Origin of the sequence: Streptomyces chryseus, from assembly GCF_014650755.1 — a bacterium.
In the GTDB taxonomy this organism is placed as follows: Bacteria; Actinomycetota; Actinomycetes; order Streptomycetales; family Streptomycetaceae; genus Streptomyces; species Streptomyces chryseus.
In genome coordinates this window covers 16,304-35,346 of the sequence record NZ_BMVO01000006.1, presented here as the reverse complement: position 1 = coordinate 35,346, position 19,043 = coordinate 16,304, and the positions used below count along the sequence as shown (strand labels likewise).

At 72.3% G+C, this 19,043-nt stretch carries 16 protein-coding genes and 1 pseudogene; 9 read left to right on the top strand and 8 right to left on the bottom strand.

Annotated features, from left to right (window positions below; genetic code table 11):
* Window positions 1–100: 100 nt before the first annotated feature.
* On the top strand, window positions 101–853 hold the full coding sequence (locus tag IE185_RS12370; protein WP_138906930.1) for a PepSY domain-containing protein: 753 nt from the start codon (window positions 101–103) through the stop codon (window positions 851–853).
* A gap of 58 nt (window positions 854–911) precedes the next feature.
* Here the strand turns inward: IE185_RS12370 and IE185_RS12365 are convergent, their stop codons facing one another.
* A complete protein-coding gene (locus IE185_RS12365; protein WP_138898678.1) occupies window positions 912–1,136 on the bottom strand; it encodes a hypothetical protein in 225 nt (74 codons plus the stop codon).
* 64 nt (window positions 1,137–1,200) lie between these two features.
* A complete protein-coding gene (locus IE185_RS12360) occupies window positions 1,201–2,835 on the bottom strand; it encodes an acyl-CoA synthetase (RefSeq protein WP_138898677.1) in 1,635 nt (544 codons plus the stop codon).
* Between the two features lie 178 nt (window positions 2,836–3,013).
* Between IE185_RS12360 and IE185_RS12355 the strand changes: the two genes are divergently transcribed.
* The 7 genes and pseudogenes from IE185_RS12355 to lepB all read left to right on the top strand — a co-directional run.
* Window positions 3,014–3,817, top strand: coding sequence for a crotonase/enoyl-CoA hydratase family protein (locus tag IE185_RS12355; protein ID WP_138898676.1), 804 nt, complete (start codon window positions 3,014–3,016; stop codon window positions 3,815–3,817).
* A gap of 26 nt (window positions 3,818–3,843) precedes the next feature.
* On the top strand, window positions 3,844–4,788 hold the full coding sequence (locus tag IE185_RS12350; RefSeq protein WP_189715143.1) for a Zn-ribbon domain-containing OB-fold protein: 945 nt from the start codon (window positions 3,844–3,846) through the stop codon (window positions 4,786–4,788).
* Window positions 4,789–5,850 (top strand): thiolase family protein, encoded by a 1,062-nt coding sequence (locus IE185_RS12345; RefSeq protein ID WP_138899172.1) that lies wholly within the window; start codon window positions 4,789–4,791, stop codon window positions 5,848–5,850.
* On the top strand, window positions 5,847–7,028 hold the full coding sequence (locus IE185_RS12340) for a thiolase family protein (RefSeq protein ID WP_138906935.1): 1,182 nt from the start codon (window positions 5,847–5,849) through the stop codon (window positions 7,026–7,028). Before IE185_RS12345 ends, IE185_RS12340 begins: the two co-directional genes overlap by 4 nt.
* Before the next feature lie 94 nt (window positions 7,029–7,122).
* A complete protein-coding gene (locus tag IE185_RS12335) occupies window positions 7,123–7,359 on the top strand; it encodes a DUF397 domain-containing protein (protein WP_138906936.1) in 237 nt (78 codons plus the stop codon).
* 141 nt (window positions 7,360–7,500) lie between these two features.
* The gene (locus tag IE185_RS12330) at window positions 7,501–8,001 is read left to right on the top strand and encodes a hypothetical protein (protein WP_138906937.1); all 501 of its coding nucleotides are present in this window, start codon (window positions 7,501–7,503) and stop codon (window positions 7,999–8,001) included.
* Window positions 8,002–8,100: 99 nt separating this feature from the next.
* Window positions 8,101–8,724: pseudogene (gene lepB / locus IE185_RS12325) on the top strand (signal peptidase I); the annotation flags it as partial.
* A 115-nt stretch (window positions 8,725–8,839) separates the two neighbouring features.
* Here lepB and IE185_RS12320 read toward each other — a convergent pair.
* The 6 genes from IE185_RS12320 to IE185_RS12295 form a co-directional block, all read right to left on the bottom strand.
* On the bottom strand, window positions 8,840–11,065 hold the full coding sequence (locus IE185_RS12320) for a terpene synthase family protein (protein ID WP_138894595.1): 2,226 nt from the start codon (window positions 11,063–11,065) through the stop codon (window positions 8,840–8,842).
* A gap of 169 nt (window positions 11,066–11,234) precedes the next feature.
* Window positions 11,235–13,220: an N-acetylmuramoyl-L-alanine amidase gene (locus IE185_RS12315; protein WP_138894596.1), complete on the bottom strand. Its 1,986-nt coding sequence runs from the start codon at window positions 13,218–13,220 to the stop codon at window positions 11,235–11,237.
* A 203-nt stretch (window positions 13,221–13,423) separates the two neighbouring features.
* Complete coding sequence (locus IE185_RS12310) at window positions 13,424–13,705, bottom strand: YkvA family protein (protein WP_138894597.1); 282 nt, start codon at window positions 13,703–13,705, stop codon at window positions 13,424–13,426.
* Window positions 13,706–13,769: 64 nt separating this feature from the next.
* Window positions 13,770–14,801: a PHP domain-containing protein gene (locus tag IE185_RS12305; RefSeq protein WP_138894598.1), complete on the bottom strand. Its 1,032-nt coding sequence runs from the start codon at window positions 14,799–14,801 to the stop codon at window positions 13,770–13,772.
* 99 nt (window positions 14,802–14,900) lie between these two features.
* Window positions 14,901–15,914 carry a glutathione S-transferase family protein gene (locus IE185_RS12300; protein WP_138894599.1) on the bottom strand — a complete coding sequence of 338 codons (1,014 nt, stop codon included), beginning with the start codon at window positions 15,912–15,914 and terminating at the stop codon, window positions 14,901–14,903.
* Window positions 15,915–16,122: 208 nt separating this feature from the next.
* Complete coding sequence (locus tag IE185_RS12295; protein ID WP_138894600.1) at window positions 16,123–17,274, bottom strand: aminoglycoside phosphotransferase family protein; 1,152 nt, start codon at window positions 17,272–17,274, stop codon at window positions 16,123–16,125.
* 240 nt (window positions 17,275–17,514) lie between these two features.
* Here IE185_RS12295 and IE185_RS12290 point away from each other — a divergent pair, with 240 nt between their 5' ends.
* Entirely contained in the window at window positions 17,515–19,002 is a 1,488-nt protein-coding gene (locus IE185_RS12290) for a DNA-binding protein NsdB (protein WP_138894601.1), read from the top strand.
* Window positions 19,003–19,043 lie beyond the last annotated feature (41 nt).

The following is a 19,043-nucleotide window of genomic DNA, read 5'->3' as shown; positions in this document are numbered from 1 at the left end:
GCTCCCCGGTGTGCGCGGGCGGCGGCGAACGGCCGTGCGATCGGGTGACTCTTGGCGTCCGGCGACATGCCGGAGCGGCGGGCAGGTTAATCGTGCGGTCATGAACCTTCGGTCCATCAGCAGGAACCGCGCCGGCAGCCCGCGTGCCCGGCGCGTCCGTTTGGCCGCCCTCTGCGCCGTGGCTTCCGGCGCGCTCGTCAGCGGGTGCGGGAGTGGCGGCGACACCGGGACGTCCCATGCCGCGCCGGGGCGGCCCGAGGTCCGGCAGACCACCTCCCCGAGCCCTTCGGGGACCGGCCGGCTCACCGAGGACCAGGCCGCACGCAAGGCCCTGGTCCCGACCGCCAAGGTGACCGCCGACAAGGCCGCCGCCACGGCGGTGGGCGAGGTGTCGGGCAGCACGCTGCTCTCGATCGAGCTGAAGCGCAGGTCCAGTGGATCCTCCGCGAGTCCCAGCCCCACGGGCAGCCCGAGCCCCACTTCGAGCCCCCGGACCGGGCAACCGGTATGGGTGGCGGAGGTGTCCGAGAAGGACGGCACGGAGCACAACGTCCGCATCGACGCCGAGTCCGGCGACGTCATCCGGTCCCGCACGGACCCCGGTCAGGACGCCGACGACAAGGCGGAACGCGCCTCCTGGATCACGAAGATCAAGCAGACCCCGGAGCAGGTGGCGAAGGCCGCCACCGACCGGAAGAAGGGCACGATCACCTCCATGGAGCTCGACGACGCCGACAGCGGCGACGTCATCTGGTCCGTCGAGGTCGTGTCCACCGACGACTGGAACAAGACCACGCTCGACATCGACGCCACGACGGGCGAGGTCCTGAGCGAGGACGTCGGCCGGGACTGACACGGCGGCCGCTCCCGGGCGCGACATGCGCCCGGGAGCGGACCGGGGTCCCGCGTCGTCAGGCCCGTCGCCTCGCGCGCCACCGCCGGCCCGCATCCCCGGCCCCGCGGTTCAGGCGGTCCTGGAGCCGGCTCCACAGGCACACGACGGGCGTCACCACGACGCCGATCAGCAGCGCCTGGCCCCATCCCATGCCGTCGCGCCCGAACCGGAGCACGAGTACGCACACCCCGTACAGGCCCAGCGCGAGCGACGCGTACTTCAGCGGGTCGGTCAGCTTCATGCGTGTCCTGATACCCCGTCCGAACCCTGCCGGACGGCGGCTGCCTGTTCCCCAGCCCGCGCGCTCACCCCTGAGGGCCGCCGGAGTCCGCCGCGACCGAACGGGCCCACCGGTAGTCCGCCTTGCCGCTCGGCGAGCGCTGTATCTCCGGCGCTATCACCAGCTGCCGGGGGACCTTGTACCCCGCGAGCCGGGTCCGGCAGTGCGCCTGGATGGCGTCGAGGCCCGGCGCGTCCGCGCCCCCGCGCACCTGCACCACGGCCGCCACCCGGTTGCCCCACGTCTCGTCGGGCACCCCGGCCACCAGCGCGTCGTACACGTCCGGATGGGACTTCAGCGCCTGCTCGACCTCCTCCGGATACACCTTCTCGCCGCCCGTGTTGATGCACTGCGAGCCCCGGCCGAGCACGGTGACGATGCCCTCCTCGTCCACCGTCGCCATGTCGCCCAGCAGCACCCACCGCTCGCCGCCCGCCTGGAAGAAGGTCTCCGCCGTCTTCTCCGGGTCGTTGTAGTACCCCAGCGGTACGTGCCCGCGCTGCGCGATGCGGCCCACCTCGCCGGGCGCCGCCGGTGCGTTGGTCGCCGGATCGACCACGGCCGTACGGGAGTTGACCCGCAGCCTGAACCCCCTGCCCGGACCCGAGTCGTCCGTCGCGGTGCCGTTGAAGCCGGACTCCGACGAGCCGAAGTTGTTCAGCAGCATCACATCGGGCACCAGCGCCCGGAACTGCTCGCGCACCGTCTCCGAGAGGATCGCGCCCGACGAGGAGACGCTGAACAGCGACGAGCAGTCGGTGTCCCTCATGGGCCCGTTCAGCGCGTCCACCAGCGGCCGCATCATGGCGTCGCCGACCAGCGACACGCTGGTGACCTTCTCCTTCTCGATCGTACGGAGCACCTCGTGGGGCACGAACTTGCGGTGCACGACGACGCGCTGGCCGAAGAAGAACCCGATGAACGCGGTGAGCGTCGACGTGCCGTGCATCAGCGGGGGAGTGGGGAAGAAGGTGATGCCGTCCCCGCCGGCCGCCACCCGCTCCGCGAGCTCCTCGGGGGACTTCACCGGCTCGCCGGTCGGCGCGCCGCCCCCGAGCCCGGAGAAGAACAGGTCCTCCTGGCGCCACATCACCCCCTTCGGCATGCCGGTGGTGCCGCCGGTGTAGATGATGAACTGGTCGTCGCCCGAGCGCGGCCCGAAGCCCCGCCCGTCCGAGCCCGACGCCTCGGCCGCCGGGAACGGCACCGGCCGGACGGCCGGCTCCGGCGCGCCGGCCGGCGCCGTGCCCACGCGCACCAGATGGCGGAGCTTCTCCGTCCGGGGCAGGGCGGCCGCGACCCGCTCGGTGAACTCGGCGTCGAACACGAGCGCCACGAGGTCCGCGTCCCGGTAGAGGTAGACCAGTTCCTCCGCCACGTACCGGTAGTTGACGTTGACCGGCACTACGCGCGCCTTGAGGCAGCCCAGCACGGTCTGGAGGTACTCGACGCCGTTGTAGAGGTGCAGCCCCAGGTGCTCGCCCGGCTTCACGCCGGCGTCGGTCAGGTGGTGGGCGACGCGGTTGGCCGCCGCGTCCAGCTCGGCGTAGGTGAGCCGGCGCTCGGCGCCCGTACCCGGGTAATCGACGTACACGAGCGCCTCACGGTCGGGGACCGCGTCGACGACCGACTCGAACAGGTCGGCAAGGTTGTACTCCACCGTTCCTCCTGACCCGGGCTGCGGAATTGCTCGACGGTCGTACGACGGTCATCAGAGCAAAGCCCGCACCAAGTGGGAAGAGGCCGCACCGAAGAAAACTGACTGCCTGTCAGAAAACTATTGAAGTAGGGGCCGCCCTACTGCAACCTGTTCTCGTTCCTGAGACGGGAGGCAGTCCATGGGTGGTACGGAACACCTCGACGTACGGCGCGAAGGCGCCACGCTGGTGCTCACCTTGAACAGGCCCGAGGCGAAGAACGCGCTGTCGTTGCCGATGCTGGTGGGCCTGTACGACGGCTGGCTCGCCGCCGACGCCGACGACGGCGTCCGCTCCGTCGTGCTGACCGGAGCGGGCGGCGACTTCTGCGCCGGCATGGACCTCAAGGCCCTCGCCGGAGACCAGGGGATGGGCGGCGACCAGTACCGCCACCGCATGAAGGCCGACCCCGACCTCCACTGGAAGGCCATGCTCCGCCACCACCGCCCCCGCAAACCGGTCGTCGCCGCCGTCGAGGGATACTGCGTCGCAGGCGGTACGGAGATGCTCCAGGGCACCGACATCCGCGTCGCGGGCCGCAGCGCCACCTTCGGCCTCTTCGAGGTCAGGCGCGGCCTGTTCCCCATCGGCGGCTCGACCGTGCGCCTGCCGCGCCAGATCCCGCGCACCCACGCCCTGGAGATGCTGCTCACCGGCCGCCCGTACCCGGCCGAGGAAGCCGAACGCATCGGGCTCGTCGGCCATGTCGTGCCGGACGGCACCGCCCTCGACAAGGCCCTCGCCATCGCCGAGCGGATCAACGCCTGCGGCCCGCTCGCCGTCGAGGCGGTCAAGGCGTCGGTGTACGAGACGGCGGAGCTGACCGAGGCGGAGGGCCTCGCGGCCGAACTCCGGCGCGGCTGGCCCGTCTTCGACACCGACGACGCCAAGGAGGGCGCCCGCGCCTTCGCCGAGAAGCGTGAGCCCCACTACCGCCGCGCGTGAGAACGACGCCCGAGAAGGAGCCGTCCATGCCCGAAGTCCTCAGTGCCCCGCTCGTCGTCGAGTTCCCCTTCACCCGCTCGCTCGGCCCCGTGCAGAGCGCCTTCCTCACCGGCCTGCGCGAGCGGACCGTCCTCGGCGTGAAGACCTCCCGCGGCCAGGTCCTCGTGCCGCCCGTCGAGTACGACCCGGCCACCGCCGAGGAGATCCGCGACCTCGTGGAAGTGGCCCCCACCGGCACCGTCACCACCTGGGCCTGGAACCCCGCCCCGCGGCGCGACCAGCCCCTGCGCACCCCGTTCGCCTGGGTCCTGGTGAGACTCGACGGGGCCGACACCGCCCTCCTGCACGTCCTGGACGCCCCAGGCCCCGACGCCGTGCGCACCGGCATGCGCGTCCGGGTCCGCTGGGCCGCCGAACGCGCCGGGGCCATCACCGACATCGCCTGCTTCGAACCGTACGAGGGCGAGCCCGGCGCCCCCGCCGCCCCGCACGACGGCCGCTTCGCCGACCCCGTCACCGGCATCGTCGCCCCCGCCCGCCTCGACTACACGTACAGCCCCGGCCGGGCCCCCACCGACTACCTCAACGCGCTCGCCGAGCGGCGCACCGTCGGTGAGCGCTGCCCCTCCTGCCGCAAGGTGTACGTGCCGCCCCGGGGCGCCTGCCCCACCTGCGGCATCGCGACCGCCGAACGCGTCGAGGTCGGCCCGCGCGGCACCGTCACCACCTTCTGCATCGTCAACATCAAGGCCCGCAACCTCGACATCGAGGTCCCGTACGTCTACGGGCACATCGCACTGGACGGCGCCGACCTCGCCCTGCACGGCCGGATCGGCGGCATCCCGTACGACCAGGTGCGCATGGGCCTGCGCGTCGAACCGGTGTGGACCGAGGGCGGCCGCTACCCCGACCACTACCGGCCCACCGGCGAACCGGACGCCGACTACGACGCGTACAAGGAGCTGATCTGAATGCCCGGGCTCCCCGGCAGGCGCGACGTCGCCGTCGTCGCCTTCGCGCAGACCGACCACCGCCGGCGCTCCGACGAGCTGTCCGAGGTCGAGATGCTGATGCCGGTGCTGCACGAGGTGCTGGCCGGCACCGGCCTCAGGACCGGCGACATCGGCTTCACCTGCTCCGGTTCGAGCGACTACCTCGCGGGCCGGGCGTTCTCCTTCACCATGGCCCTCGACGGAGTCGGCGCCTGGCCGCCGATCTCCGAGTCCCATGTGGAGATGGACGGCGCCTGGGCCCTGTACGAGGCCTGGGTCAAGCTCCTGACCGGCGAGGTGGACACCGCGCTCGTCTACGCGTACGGCAAGACCTCGCCCGGCGAGATCCGGGACGTCACCACCCGCCAGCTCGACCCGTACTGCGTCGCCCCTCTGTGGCCGGACTCGGTGTCCCTGGCCGCGCTCCAGGCGCGGGCGCTGATCGACGCCGGCGACACCGACGAGCCCGCCCTCGCGGCGGTCGCCGCCCGCAGCCGCACCGCCGCCAGGGCGAATCCGCACGCCCAGCTCAGCGGTCCCGTCCCCGCCGGCGACTACCTCGTGCGGCCGCTGCGTACGGGCGACTGCCCTCCCATCGGCGACGGCGCGGCGGCGGTGATCCTGGCGGCGGGCGACACCGCGCGCCGGCTGTGCGCGCGCCCGGCCTGGATCCGCGGCATGGACCACCGCATCGAGGCGCACAGCCTGGGCGTACGCGACCTCACCGACTCCCCGTCGGCCCGGCTGGCCGCCGAGCGGGCCGGGGCCTTCCAGCAGCCCGTCGACACCGCCGAACTGCACGCGCCGTTCACCTCGCAGGAGGTCGTCCTGCGCAAGGCGCTGCGGCTGGGCGACGACGTCGACGTGAACCCGTCCGGCGGGGCGCTCGCCGCCAACCCCGTCATGGCGGCCGGGCTCATCAGGATCGGCGAGGCGGCGGCCCGGATCCACCGCGGCGCGTCCGACCGGGCGCTCGCGCACGCCACCTCGGGGCCCTGCCTCCAGCAGAACCTCGTCGCCGTCCTGGAGGGGGAGTCATGAGCAGGACAGCCACGGGCAAGGAGCCCGTAGCGGTCGTGGGCATCGGCCAGACCAAGCACGTCGCCGCCCGCCGGGACGTCTCCATCGCCGGTCTCGTGCGCGAGGCCGCACGGCGCGCCCTGGACGACGCGGGGCTGGACTGGGCGGACATCGACGCCGTCGTCATCGGCAAGGCGCCCGACTTCTTCGAGGGCGTGATGATGCCGGAGCTCTACCTCGCCGACGCGCTCGGCGCGGTCGGCAAGCCGATGCTCCGCGTCCACACGGCCGGCTCCGTCGGCGGCTCCACCGCCCTCGTCGCCGCCAACCTGATCGCCGCCCGCGTCCACGGCACCGTCCTCACCCTCGCCTTCGAGAAGCAGTCCGAGTCCAACGCGATGTGGGGCCTGTCCCTGCCCGTCCCCTTCCAGCAGCCCCTGCTCGCCGGCGCCGGCGGCTTCTTCGCGCCGCACATACGGGCGTACATGCGGCGCAGCGGCGCACCCGACACCGTGGGCTCCGTCGTGGCGTACAAGGACCGCCGCAACGCGCTCAAGAACCCGTACGCCCACCTGCACGAGCACGACATCACCCTGGAGAAGGTCCAGGCGTCACCGATGCTCTGGGACCCCGTCCGCTACTCCGAGACCTGCCCCTCCTCCGACGGGGCCTGCGCGATGGTCCTGACCGGACGCGCCGGGACGGCCCGCGCCCCGCACCCGCCCGCCTGGGTGCACGGCGGCGCGATGCGCAGCGAGCCGACCCTCTTCGCCGGGAAGGACTTCGTCTCCCCGCAGGCCGGCAAGGACTGCGCCGCCGACGTCTACCGGCAGGCAGGGATCACGGACCCGCGCCGGGAGATCGACGCCGTCGAGATGTACGTGCCGTTCTCCTGGTACGAGCCCATGTGGCTGGAGAACCTGGGCTTCGCCGCCGAGGGGGAGGGCTGGAAGCTCACCGAGTCCGGCGCCACCGAGCTCGACGGCGACCTGCCCGTGAACCCGTCCGGCGGGGTCCTGTCCACCAATCCCATCGGCGCCTCCGGCATGATCCGCTTCGCCGAGGCGGCCCTCCAGGTGCGCGGGCAGGCCGGGGAGCACCAGGTCGACGGCGCCCGCAGGGCGATGGGGCACGCCTACGGCGGCGGCGCGCAGTTCTTCGCCATGTGGCTGGTCGGCTCCGAACCGCCCCCCGGCTGAACCGCCGCCCCACGGCGCTCCCCACGCGGCCTGTCCGTCGCCGGGGACGATGGCTAGGCTGACCGGCGGACGACGAACCGGGAGGAGCAGGGACGTGGCCGAGACCATCACCGCGCAGCGGCTTGCGGGCCGGGACAAGCCGGAACTGGACCTGAGCACAGCGGACTGGCAGTCGGGCGGTCAGGGGGCGGGCGACGTCCAGATCGCGTTCGTCGAGGGATTCATCGCGATGCGCAACGCCGCCACCCCAGGCAGCCCGCTGATCTTCAATCCGGCCGAGTGGCGCGCCTTCGTCCTGAACGCGCGCAACGGCGCCTTCGACCTGACGTAGCGCACCCCGCCGGCTCCCCCCCGACAGCCGTACGGCGCAGAGCCGAGCCGTACGGCGACCGGGCCCCGGGGCCGACGGCGGCCCCGCGCCCCGGGCCGCCCCTGACGCCGGAAGGCCCCCCAGGCCACGTACCATGGCGGCATGTCCTTCCTCCGCCGCCGCCCCTCCGCCACGCCCGCGGGCCCGGAATTCGATGTCCTGGCCATGGACCCGGGTGACTGGCCGGGCAACCTCGGAGCCGGCCTGCTGCCCGCGCCCGACGGCAGCTGCCAGGGTGTCTTCCTGCGCTACGACCTGTTCGGCGGCCGCGGCCCCGCGATGATCATCGGCAACCTCCCCGAGGGCTCGCCCGCCCGGGAGCTCGAGGAGGACCAGGTGCCCTTCGAGGTCGCGCAGCTCCTCCTGGCGCTGGAGAACGACGAGCCCGTCACGGTGACCGGCAGCGAGGACATGCCGGTCATGCAGGGCGACAACCTGCTGATCGTGCGCCGTATCAAACTCTCCGAAACCCGCATCTCCTGCGTACAGTTCGACCGTAGCGACAACGTGCTCGTCACGATCGCCAGCTGGGACCGGCCGATCACCGACGACCTGTACGCGCTGCTGAAGCCCCTGCCCGCGGAGTTGTTCCAGCAGGGCTGAGTCCCTGTGAGGCGAGGAGTGGTCGTGGCGGACACGGCGGTCGGAGCACCGGAGAGCCGGTACCGGAAGCCAGGGCGGAGGCAGCAGCGCTCCTTCTGGATGGAGCTGCCGCTCCTCGTCGGCATCGCGCTGGTGCTGGCGCTGCTGATAAAGACCTTCCTGCTCCAGGCGTTCTCGATCCCCTCGGACTCCATGCAGAACACCCTTCTGAAGGGCGACCGGGTCCTCGTCGACAAGCTGACCCCGTGGTTCGGCTCCGAGCCGGAACGCGGCGAGGTCGTCGTCTTCCACGACCCGGGCGAATGGCTGAAGAACGAGCCGACGCCCCGCACCAACGGCGTGCAGAAGGCCCTGAGCTTCGTCGGACTCATGCCGTCCGCCGAGGAGAAGGACCTGATCAAGCGGGTCGTCGGAGTCGGCGGCGACACGGTGGAGTGCGAGGGCGAGGGACCGCTGAAGGTCAACGGGAAGGCGCTCGACGAGCCGTACGTCTTCCCCGGCAACACCGCGTGCAGCACGGACGAGGGCGGACAGTTCAAGGTCACGGTGCCCCAGGGCCACCTCTGGGTGATGGGCGACCACCGTCAGGCCTCCGGCGACTCCCGGTACCACCAGCACGAGCCCGGCGCGGGCATGGTGCCGGTGGACGACGTGGTGGGGCGCGCGGTCGTCGTCGCCTGGCCGCTCGACCGGCTGGACAACCTGCCGGTGCCGGACACGTTCGGCCGGCCGGCCATCGACACGTAGGGCAGCCGGCGGGCCAGTCGGCGCGGGGGCGGCAACTCCGGTTGTCGCCCCCGCTGTTCTTGCCCGCCGACGTGCCCGCCGACGTGCCCGCCTACGTGAGCGCCCCGGCCGGCCGGCCCAGCAGGGTGAGGATCTGCGCGGCCGAAGTGCCGATCCCCGTCGGACCGCTCAGCTGCCACGGGGCGCCGCCCGAGCCGCCCCGCAGGTCCTCGTCGCGGTAACGGACGCATTCGCGGTGCCAGTTCAGGATTCCGGCCATCCAGTCCTGGAGTTCGCGCACATAGCCGTCGAGGATCTCACGGGCCTCGGCGTCCAGCGCGAAGTCGTCGTACAGCACCGGCAGTTCCACCGCGATGACGTGCTGGAACTGCCGCATCCGCCCCTTCATCAGCTCGTGCACCATGTCGACCCCGGTCGGGTAGTCGACGGCGAAGAAGTTCTGCACGACCAGGACGGCGTTGTGCACCTCGCCCTCGTACTCGATCTCCTTCTGGTACGAGAAGAGGTCGTTGAGCAGCGTGGCGTAGTCGACGGCGGCGTTCTCCAGCGACCGGACGGGGCCGCTGCGGTAGACCTCGTCGGGCACGCGGTCCCCGTGCGACAGCCGGCACAGCCGCATCGTCATGTCCGCCCCGAAGGTGAACCGGCGCATCTCGATGTAGTCGACCGGGTCGGGGATCCGGTGCAGCGCCTGATTGGCCAGCTCCCACTCCCAGCTCGCGATCATGTCGTCGACCGACGTGCGGAAGGTCCGCCGCGAAGCGTCGTCCATCGGCCCCGCCGTCCGCTGCCACAGATCGGCCAGCCCCCGCTCCATCGCGTCGGCCGGCTCGGGCACGGGCTCGCCGTCCAGCGGCATGAACAGCCGCAGCCGCTCGTTCGCCGCGTGCGCGCCGGCCAGGTCGCGGGTGCGCCCGTAGATCACGGGGTACAGGTCGTCGCCGTACGTCCCCCAGGTCAGCCAGTTCGACGACAGGTCCAGCTCCTGCTCGGTCGCGTCCGGCTGCAGGCCCGCCGAGCAGAGCGGCAGGTCGATGTTGCGCACCCGCCGCTCGTCCCAGACGTGCGACGCGGGCCGGCCCGGCTGCGGCTCCAGCATCCCCATCCGCCGCGCCCACTCGATGTTGCGGTCCCGCGCCCCCGCCAGGTGCGGGCTCAGCTGGAGGCGGTACGGGAAGTCCAGATCGGGCACGATCGACGGACCGACGTGCTGGTACGGCACATGGCTGTGCCGGCGCAGCCGCGCGGTCTCGGCCCGCGGTGTGAGGTGGATCGTCGCCGCCGCCATGCCCCAGCCGGCTGTGGCGGGCCCGGCCGCCTTCCCGCCGCCGTTCATGTACCGGCTCGACCGCATGTGCCACTCGTGGCCGCCCGACTGCCAGTCCTGGAGGCCCTTCGCGTACGCCAGTACGGCGGCGGTCTCCTCGGGACCCAGCCCCTTCTCGGCGCAGAGCGGACCGACTTCGGTGAACACGGTGTTCTCGAACTGCTGGAGCCGCGACGTCAGCAGGTCGTTGACGGCTTCGGCGGCCTCCTGCGTCGTACAGCCGAGGAAGTGCTCGAGGACCAGCACGCCGTTGCTGTTCTCCTGCTCGTCCTCGACCTCGCGCTGGTACGAGAAGAGGTCGTTGCGCAGGTGTACCGCGTCCGAGAACGTGTCGCGCAGTACGCCGAGCGCCCGCCCGTGCGCCACCGAGGCCGGGACCTCCGCGTTCGCCGCGAACTCCACCAGCCCCGCCGACCAGGGCGCGCCGCCCACCTTCCGGCGCATCTCGATGTACTCGACGGGGTTGGCGATCCGCCCCTCGTCCATGTTGGACAGTTCCCACAGCGACTCGTTGAGGAGGTGGCGGGTCGACTCGGCGAACCGTTCCCGCCAGGCCTGCGTCATGCTCGGCACGGTCCGTGCCCACAGGTCCGCGAGACCCGCCTCCACCGGATTCTCCGGCTCCGGAGTGCCGTCGGCCAGATCCATCGGCATGAAGGCGGGCAGCCGGTCGAGGTAGCGCTTGCCGCCCTCCCGGTCCAGCGAGCGTTTGAAGGTCTCCAGGAAGTGGTCGTCGAAGAAGAAGACCCACACGTACCAGTCGGTGACCAGCGCCAGTACCTCGGACGAGCAGTCGGGATGGGTGTACGCGCAGAGCAGTGCGTAGTCGTGGGCCTCCAGGTCGCGCTCCTCCCAGATGCCGGAGCCTTCCAGCATCTCCATCCGCCGCGCCCACTCCCTCGTGTGCCGACGGGCCTCGTCGACGTGGGGGTTGAGCCGCGCCGGATACGGAACGTAGAAGTCCGGCAGTGTGAAGGGCTGCTGTGCCATGTACGTCCGGCCTTTCCAGGACGTCCGCGCGTCCACCGTCGCGCGGACCGGTCAATTCCGCCCAGCCCTACCCGTAGCCCGTACGGCCCACTCTCCGCGCTGATTAGTCACACAAGAGGGCGCCGTCGCCGCCTGCGGCCGATGGCGCCCCCGTGCTCGCCCTTCCTCGCTACGACTTGAGTACCCGCACGTCAGAGGCCTTCACATAGGCCACCCGGTGCCCGAACTGGATCGCGTAGTACGTCTCCTCGCCCCGGATCACCCGGTGCCCCGAGGTGTCGAACGTCGGAGCGAAGTAGTACTCGCCCGGTGCACGGTCGCCGATCACGTACCGCTGGCCGGCGAGCAGCTTGTACGGCAGCGGCGAGAGGGCCTGCACCGGTACGGACGTCCCGGCGTACGCCGCCGCCTCCGGGTAGGCCCGCCCGTACACCGGCGCCTCGGTGCGGCCGTCCTTCGGCGTCAGCACCAGGGCGCGGGCGTTCACCGCCGTCGGCCGGCTGCGCGGGTTGTGGAACCAGGCCTTCTGCCCCAGGTACCAGATCGCCGTCCAGTCGCCGCTGCGCCCGGCGACGGCGTACTGCTGCCCCGTCGAGGCACGGGCGCCCGTGTCGTTGACGCCGTTCGTCGAGTCCTGGCCGCCCGGACGCAGCCCGATGTCCTTCACCAGCGGAGCGTCGTCGGCCGGCGCCGTGTGCAGCCGGACGGCGCCCGAGCCGTGCGGGGCGCAGGGCTCGCCGGCCTTCACGCAGCCCGTGTAGAGCGGCTGGTGGCGCGCGTAGTCGGGGCGGACGGTCACCACGCCGCCGTCCGGGCCCGCCGTCGGGGTGAAGGGCCTGCCGAGCAGCTCGAAGTAGTGCGCCCAGTCCCAGTACGGGCCCGGGTCGGTGTGCATCCCGCTGATGTTGGCGGTGACGGTGCCGGGGACGTTGTCGTGGCCGAGGACGTGCTGCCGGTCGAGAGGGATTCCGTACCGCTTCGCCAGGTACTTCACCAGCCGCGCCGAGGTGCGGTACATCGCCTCCGTGTACCAGGCGTCCGGCGAGGTCAGGAACCCTTCGTGCTCCAGGCCCACGGACTTGGAGTTGACGTACCAGTTCCCCGCGTGCCACGCCACGTCCTTCAGCGGCACGTGCTGGGCGATGTGCCCGTCCGAGGAGCGCAGCGAGTACTGCCACGACACGTACCGCGGGTCCTGGACCAGCTTCAGGGTCGTGTCCCAGGTGGCCTCGGTGTCGTGGACGACGATGTAGTCGATGCCCTGGCCCCGGGGGCGGTCGGCCTTGTCGTGATTGCCGTAGTCGCCGTCCCCGAACTCCTCGTAGGGCGCCGGAATCCACTCGCACGCCACCGTCCTCGGGCACTCGGTGAGCCCGGTGTCGGCCGTCCGCAGACCGAGGTCCGCCGCCTGCGCACGGTCCGGCTCGATCCCGGGCGTGCCGGGCAGGGCGATCCGCTGGCCGCTGTCGGTCGTACGCCGACCGCCCGTGCGGATCACGTCGTACACGTCGTCGGCGTACGTCGTCGCGGTCGCCGTGTCGTCGGCCCCGGAGAACCGGGCGACCGCCCCGTACCAGTCGGCAGGATCGGGGCTGAGCGGCCGCCCGAGCCGCTGCTGCGCGGCGGCCAGCAGCGCGGCCCCGCCCCGGATGTTCGCGGCGGGACTCCGGCGCAGCTCCGCGCCGGGAAGGCCGGTGAGGTCGGCGGCCCGCTCCAGGGTCCTGAGCCGCGCGGGGAGCTCGGAAGCCTCCGGGAGGCCGGCGTCCCCACCGGTCCGCGCGGGGCGCGCGTCGTCACCGCGCGGGTCCTCGCCGGAGTCGGTGTGGTGCGGCGCCCGCGCGAGGGCGGTCCCCGCGTCGGTGAGGTGCATCGGGCCGTAGCCGCCGGTCACGCTCGGCGCGCCGCCGTGCGCGTCCCAGCGGGACTGGAGGTACGACACACCGAGCAGCACACGCGCCGGTACCCGGTACTCGGCTGCGGCCGCCGCGAACTCGCGCTGCAACGCGGCCGACGCGGCCGGCGCGGGCTGCCCGGCCGTGGCGGACGGGGCGGCCGACAGCAGCGGCAGCACCAGCGCGGAACAGGCCACGAAGCCCCCCGCCCGCCAGGCGCGGCTGCGCGCGCTCGTGGAACGAGACGTGACGGATCCTTGCAAGGCGGCCTCCAGGGACGGGTGGTGCGCGAAGGACCTGCGGGCGGGAACTCGCCTCCAGGGGTATCGGCTCCCGGACGTTCCGTCAATGAGGCTCAGCAGTGCGGCATCGCGCACGTCAGCGCCGGTGCGGCGGGGTTTCGCGGCGACGGCGTGCGGGCCTGCGACGCGTCAGTGGTGTGAACCAATCGCCGGTGGCAGACGCGTCACTGACCTTTGGTCACCTCGCGCCCGCCGCGCACCGACTTCAGGGCGAGCAGCAGCACGCCGATGTCGTCCAGGAACACCGGATCGGGCATCAGGTCCGCCGGCAGCACGAGGTAGGCGACGGCGGCCCAGAAGACCCACGGGCGCCCCTCCGGCAGTCCCGCCTCCCGCAGACTCCGGCGGGCGCGGACCAGCCGTACGAGCACGAACACGGCCCCAGCGAGCATCGCCACCACCAGCACCACGGCGACGACAAGCAGGGTCCAGGCTTCGGTGCTCATACGGCCTCCAGGCGGCTCACGTCCGGCGCACTCTATTGCCTCGTCTGCCCGCCCGAGAAGCGGTTCAGGCACCGGACGACGGCACGTCGCGCGTTCGGGTCCATGTCAGCAGGTCGTCCAAGGCCCAGGTGTTCACGACCCGCTCCGGCGGCACGCCGCACTCCTCCGCCCTGGCACACCCGTAGATCTGCCAGTCGAGCTGCCCCGGCGCGTGCGCGTCGGTGTCGACGGAGAACAGTACGCCCGCGTCGACGGCACGGCGCAGCAGCCGCCGGGGCGGGTCGAGACGCTCGGGCCGGCTGTTGATCTCCACCGCCGTGCCCGACTCCGCACAGGCGGCGAAGACCTCGTCGGCGTCGAACTGCGACTCCGGCCGCCCGCGCCCGGTGATCAGCCGGCCGGTGCAGTGGCCGAGGACGTCCGCGTGCGGGTTGGTCACGGCGGCGACCATGCGGCGCGTCATCGACGGGGCCTCCATGCGCAGCTTGGAGTGCACGGACACGACGACCAGGTCGACCCGTTCCAGCAGTTCGGGTTCCTGGTCGAGCGAGCCGTCGAGCAGGATGTCGCACTCGATGCCGGTGAGCAGCCGGAACGGCGCCCAGCGTGCGTTGAGTTCCGCCACCACGTCCAGCTGTTCGCGCAGCCGTTCGGGCGACAGGCCGCCCGCGACCGTCAGCCGGGGGGAGTGGTCCGTGAGAACCGCCCACTCGTGGCCCAGCGCCGCCGCCGTACGCCCCATCTCCTCGATGGGGCTTCCGCCGTCCGACCAGTCGGAGTGCAGATGGCAGTCGCCGCGCAGCAGCGCGCGCAGCCGCTCGCCGCCCTCGGTCCGCGGCCCCGCGCTCTCCTCCTCCAGCCGCTCCAGGTACGCGGGCGTCCCACCGGCCAGCGCCTCGCGGACCACCTGCGCGGTCTTGGGCCCGACGCCCTTGAGCCGCTCCAGCGAGCCCGCCGCCGCGCGGCTCGCCGTCTCCTCCTCGGGGAGCGCGGCGACGGCGGCGGCGGCGGTGCGGAACGCGCGTACCCGGTAGGTGGGGGCCTGGGCCCGTTCCAGCAGGAACGCGATCCGTTCCAGAGCCTCGACGGGATTCATCGGCACCTCTCGCACGTACCCGGGCCGGCAGGGACGTCCAGCTTCACCCGGGGCCGCGGCCGGCGCACGTCCGGGTACGGCACGTGCCGGGCAGCGGCCCTACGGCTGCCCCGCCGCCGACACCCGCTCCGCCACCGGCACCGGACCCGGCGGCGTACCGTCCCCGAACGGGCGACCGCCCAGCTCCTCGCGGTGGTGCGGGGCCGGCCACCCGGACAGGTCGGGCCCCAGCGGCACGATGCCGGTCGGGTTGACACCGGTGTGCACCCGGTAGTAGTGGCGCTTGATGTGGTCGAAGTCGACGGTGTCCCCGAAGCCGGGCGTCTGGTACAGGTCCCGTGCGTACGCCCACAGCACCGGGTGCTCGCTCAGCTTCCACCGATTGCACTTGAAGTGACCGTGGTAGACCGCGTCGAACCGCACCAGCGTCGTGAAGAGCCGGATGTCCGCCTCCGTGACGGTGTCCCCGACGAGGTAGCGGCGCTCCGCCAGCCGCCGCGCCACCAGCTCCAGCCGCCGGAACACGTCCTGGCAGGCGTCCTCGTACTCCCGCTGGTGCGTCGCGAAGCCCGCCCGGTAGACCCCGTTGTTCACGTCGCGGTAGACGCCGTCCATGACCTCGTCGATCTCCGCGCGCAGCGGCTCGGGGTAGAGGTCCGGCGCACCCGGCCGGTGCAGCGCCGACCACTCGGTGGCGAAGTCCAGTGTGATCCCCTGGTAGTCGTTGGTGACCAGTTCGCCGCTCGGCACGTCCACGACGGCGGGCACGCTGACCCCTCCGTCGTACCGCGTCGCCCGCGCGTCGTACGCCTCGCTCAGGAACCGGATGCCCAGGACGGGGTCGCGGTCACCGGGATCGAGGGTGAACCGCCAGCTCCGGTCGTCCTGGACCGGATCGGCCACCGCCAGGGAGACGGCGTTCTCCAGGCCGAGCAGCCGCCGCGAGATCACCGCGCGGCTGGCCCAGGGGCAGGCGCGGCTCACCACGAGCCGGTAGCGGCCCGCCTCGACGGGCCAGCCGTCCCTGCCGTCGGCCGTGATGCGGTCCGCGAAGTGGCTCTTCGACCGTACGAAGGGGCTTTTCCCGTACGCGGCGTTGCCTTCCGTGCTCATCGTGGCCTTCCCTCCGGGGTGGATACACGGAGCCTTCCCCGTCAGCGCCCGATGCCTCGCGCTCCACGGCACGCAGGCGGGTGACACCGCCATTGTGCCGCCGTTTCCGGGCTCCGGCCCCGGCGCCCCGTGCGGTCCGCACCGCACATGACGAAGCACCGGCCCACCCGGTGTGCAACCGGGCGCGGCCAGTGCTTTCCCCTCTCCGTCAGCGGGTGCCGACAGCGGCGCGGACGGCCCGCCGGGCCATCGCGCAGTCGTCGTGCAGCCGCCGGAGCAGCAACCGCTGCTCCTCACCGGTCGACAACGCGCCCGCCGGCGTCTGCCCCGCCGCCCCGCCGGCCGGGGCCGCCTCGCGCATGGTGCGCTGGACAGCGGTCTCGTACGTACGGATCTCCCGGGTCAGTACGAGCATCAGGTTCACCAGGAACGCGTCCCGCGACGCCGTGCCGGGCGCCTGCGCCAGCTGGCTGATCTGCCGTCGCGCCGCCGGGGCGTCGCCCAGCACCGCCCACAGCGTCGCCAGGTCGTACCCCGGCAGGTACCAGCCGGCGTGCTCCCAGTCGACCAGGACGGGCCCGGCCGGCGACATCAGGATGTTCGAGAGCAGCGCGTCGCCGTGACAGAACTGGCCCATGTTCTGCCGGCCGCCGGCCGCGTGCGCCACTCCGTGCAGGAGCTTCTGGAGGTCACCCAGGTCGCGGTCGGTGAGCAGCCCCAGTGCGTGGTACCGGGAGATCCGCGAGGCGTAGTCGAGCGGTGCCTCGAAGATGCCGGGCGGCGGCCGCCACGCGTTGACCCGGGTGATCGCGCCGAGCACGGCCCGCAGGTCGGCGCGCGGCGGCGCCTCGACCGGGTGCCGGGTGAGGGCGGCGACCCGGCCGGGCATCCGCTCGATCACCAGCGTGCAGTTGTCGGGATCCGCGGCGATCAGCCGGGGCACCCGCACAGGCGGGCGGTGCCGGACGAACGCGCGGTAAGCAGCTATTTCGTGCCGGAACCGCTCCGCCCAGGCGGGGGAGTGATCGAGTAAGCACTTGGCGACCGCGGTGGCGCGGCCTGTGGTGCCGACGAGCAGTACGGAACGTCCGCTGCGACGCAGTACCTGCACCGGGTTGAACTCCGGGCAGATCCGGTGCACCGAGGCGATGGCCTTCCTCAGCTGCGCGCCCTGGGGGCCGGACAAGTCGAGTCTCCCGCTGAGCGGTGGGGAACCCAGCCCTGCCGCCGCGCGCCGGGCCCGTCCCGCGCCGAGGGACGCTCCGCCGGCGTGGTTGGGGTCGAGATACGGTCCGCTGCCCGTTGCCACGGGACGGTACGGCCGAGGCGGGGCGGACACGGAGGACGATGCTGTGTACATGGGACAGATCCCTTCGCGCGCCGACGAGTTACGTGCGCCGCCCGCCCCGGCAACCGGTCAGCACCCTGGGGAATGCCGGCCGGTTGCCGGAACGGGGTGGCGCTTTCTTACCTGACACCCGCCTGCGGGTGGCACACCATCTGGCGGACCCTGGCGAACCCTGGCGAACCCTGGCGAATATGCCCGGCGCCTCTGACACGGGGTTACTGTCGAAATCAGCCGAGAACCTGGGGGCTTGAAGTGACCGGAGAACCCAACACCCGCCTGGCAGACCTGTTCGGTCTCGCCGGCTGGTCCAAGGGCGAACTCGCGAGACTGGTGAACCGGCAGGCGGCGGCCATGGGCCATCCGCAACTGGCGACCGACACCTCGCGCGTTCGACGCTGGATCGACATGGGGGAAGCCCCGCGCGATCCCGTGCCCAAAGTGCTGGCAGCTCTGTTCACCGAGCGACTCGGCCGTGTCGTGACCATCGAGGACCTCGGGTTCGACCGGCACGGGCGCACGGGGAAACGGCGGGACGTCAGGAACACAGATAATCCCGACGGTCTTCCGTGGGCGCCCGAACGGACGGCGGCGGTCCTCACCGAATTCACGGGAATGGACCTCATGCTCAACCGACGCGGCTTGGTGGGCGCGGGCGCCGCGCTCGCCGCAGGCTCCGCACTCAGCAGCGCCATGCACGACTGGATGCACACCGACCCCGCTCTGACGGCCGACGCTCCACGCTCCGCAGATCCCCTGCACGCCGACCCCGCTGGGTACGACCGCTACGAGGCCGCCCCCATCGGGTCGCAGGAGATCGAAGAGCTGGAGCGGTCCGTCGAAGTGTTCCGCGCCTGGGACGCCGCCCGTGGCGGCGGGCTCCAGCGCAAGGCGGTGGTGGGCCAGCTCAACGAAGTGGGCGGCATGCTCGCCTACCACCACCCCGACCATCTCCAGCGACGCCTGTGGGGCGTCGCCGCCAACCTGGCGGTGCTCGCCGGCTGGATGTCGCACGACGTCGGCCTCGAACCCACGGCCCAGAAGTACTTCGTCATCGCCGCCCACGCGGCACGCGAGGGGGGTGACCGCCCCCGCGCGGGCGAGGCCCTCTCCCGGGCCGCCCGCCAGATGGTGCACCTCGGGAAACCCGACGACGCACTCGACCTGATGAAGCTCGCCAAGTCCGGATCCGGCGACCAGATGCTGCCCCGTACCCGCGCCATGCTGCACACCATCGAGGCCTGGGCGCAGGCCGCCATGGGCCGTGGTCAGGCGATGCGGCGCACGCTGGGGGAGGCGGAGGACCTCTTCGTCTCGGACAAGGGCGACGTCCCGCCGCCGAGCTGGATGCAGATGTTCGACGAGGCGGACATGCACGGGATGCAGGCCCTCGCCTTCCGTACCCTCGCCGAGCACGACCCCTCGGCGGCGATCACGGCCCAGCGGCACGCCAAGCAGGCGCTCGACCTCCGGGCCGGCGGCCGTCAGCGGTCGAAGATCTTCGACTACCTCTCACTGGCCTCCGCGTGCTTCATCGCGGACGACCCGGAACAGGCCGACCGGTACGCACGCCTCGCGCTGGTGTCGATGGGGGAGACCTCGTCGCACCGCACCTGGGACCGGCTGCGCCAGATGTACCGGCTCACCGGTGAGTACGCCGGCTACCCGAAGATCGAAAACCTGCGCGAGGAGATCCAGCTCGCGCTGCCGGCGAAGAAGGCGAAACGGAGCACCAGCATCTGAGCGGGCTGTTCCGGTCCGCCGACTCCCCTCACCGTTCGAGC

What these genes read in the sequence shown, in the direction of transcription:
- IE185_RS12370 (WP_138906930.1), top strand. Translation starts at nt 101, where the DNA reads ATGAACCTTCGGTCCATCAGCAGGAACCGCGCCGGCAGCCCGCGTGCC.
- IE185_RS12365 (WP_138898678.1), bottom strand. Translation starts at nt 1,136, where the DNA reads ATGAAGCTGACCGACCCGCTGAAGTACGCGTCGCTCGCGCTGGGCCTG.
- IE185_RS12355 (WP_138898676.1), top strand. Translation starts at nt 3,014, where the DNA reads ATGGGTGGTACGGAACACCTCGACGTACGGCGCGAAGGCGCCACGCTG.
- IE185_RS12350 (WP_189715143.1), top strand. Translation starts at nt 3,844, where the DNA reads ATGCCCGAAGTCCTCAGTGCCCCGCTCGTCGTCGAGTTCCCCTTCACC.
- IE185_RS12345 (WP_138899172.1), top strand. Translation starts at nt 4,789, where the DNA reads ATGCCCGGGCTCCCCGGCAGGCGCGACGTCGCCGTCGTCGCCTTCGCG.
- IE185_RS12340 (WP_138906935.1), top strand. Translation starts at nt 5,847, where the DNA reads ATGAGCAGGACAGCCACGGGCAAGGAGCCCGTAGCGGTCGTGGGCATC.
- IE185_RS12330 (WP_138906937.1), top strand. Translation starts at nt 7,501, where the DNA reads ATGTCCTTCCTCCGCCGCCGCCCCTCCGCCACGCCCGCGGGCCCGGAA.
- IE185_RS12320 (WP_138894595.1), bottom strand. Translation starts at nt 11,065, where the DNA reads ATGGCACAGCAGCCCTTCACACTGCCGGACTTCTACGTTCCGTATCCG.
- IE185_RS12310 (WP_138894597.1), bottom strand. Translation starts at nt 13,705, where the DNA reads ATGAGCACCGAAGCCTGGACCCTGCTTGTCGTCGCCGTGGTGCTGGTG.
- IE185_RS12305 (WP_138894598.1), bottom strand. Translation starts at nt 14,801, where the DNA reads ATGAATCCCGTCGAGGCTCTGGAACGGATCGCGTTCCTGCTGGAACGG.
- IE185_RS12300 (WP_138894599.1), bottom strand. Translation starts at nt 15,914, where the DNA reads ATGAGCACGGAAGGCAACGCCGCGTACGGGAAAAGCCCCTTCGTACGG.
- IE185_RS12295 (WP_138894600.1), bottom strand. Translation starts at nt 17,274, where the DNA reads ATGTACACAGCATCGTCCTCCGTGTCCGCCCCGCCTCGGCCGTACCGT.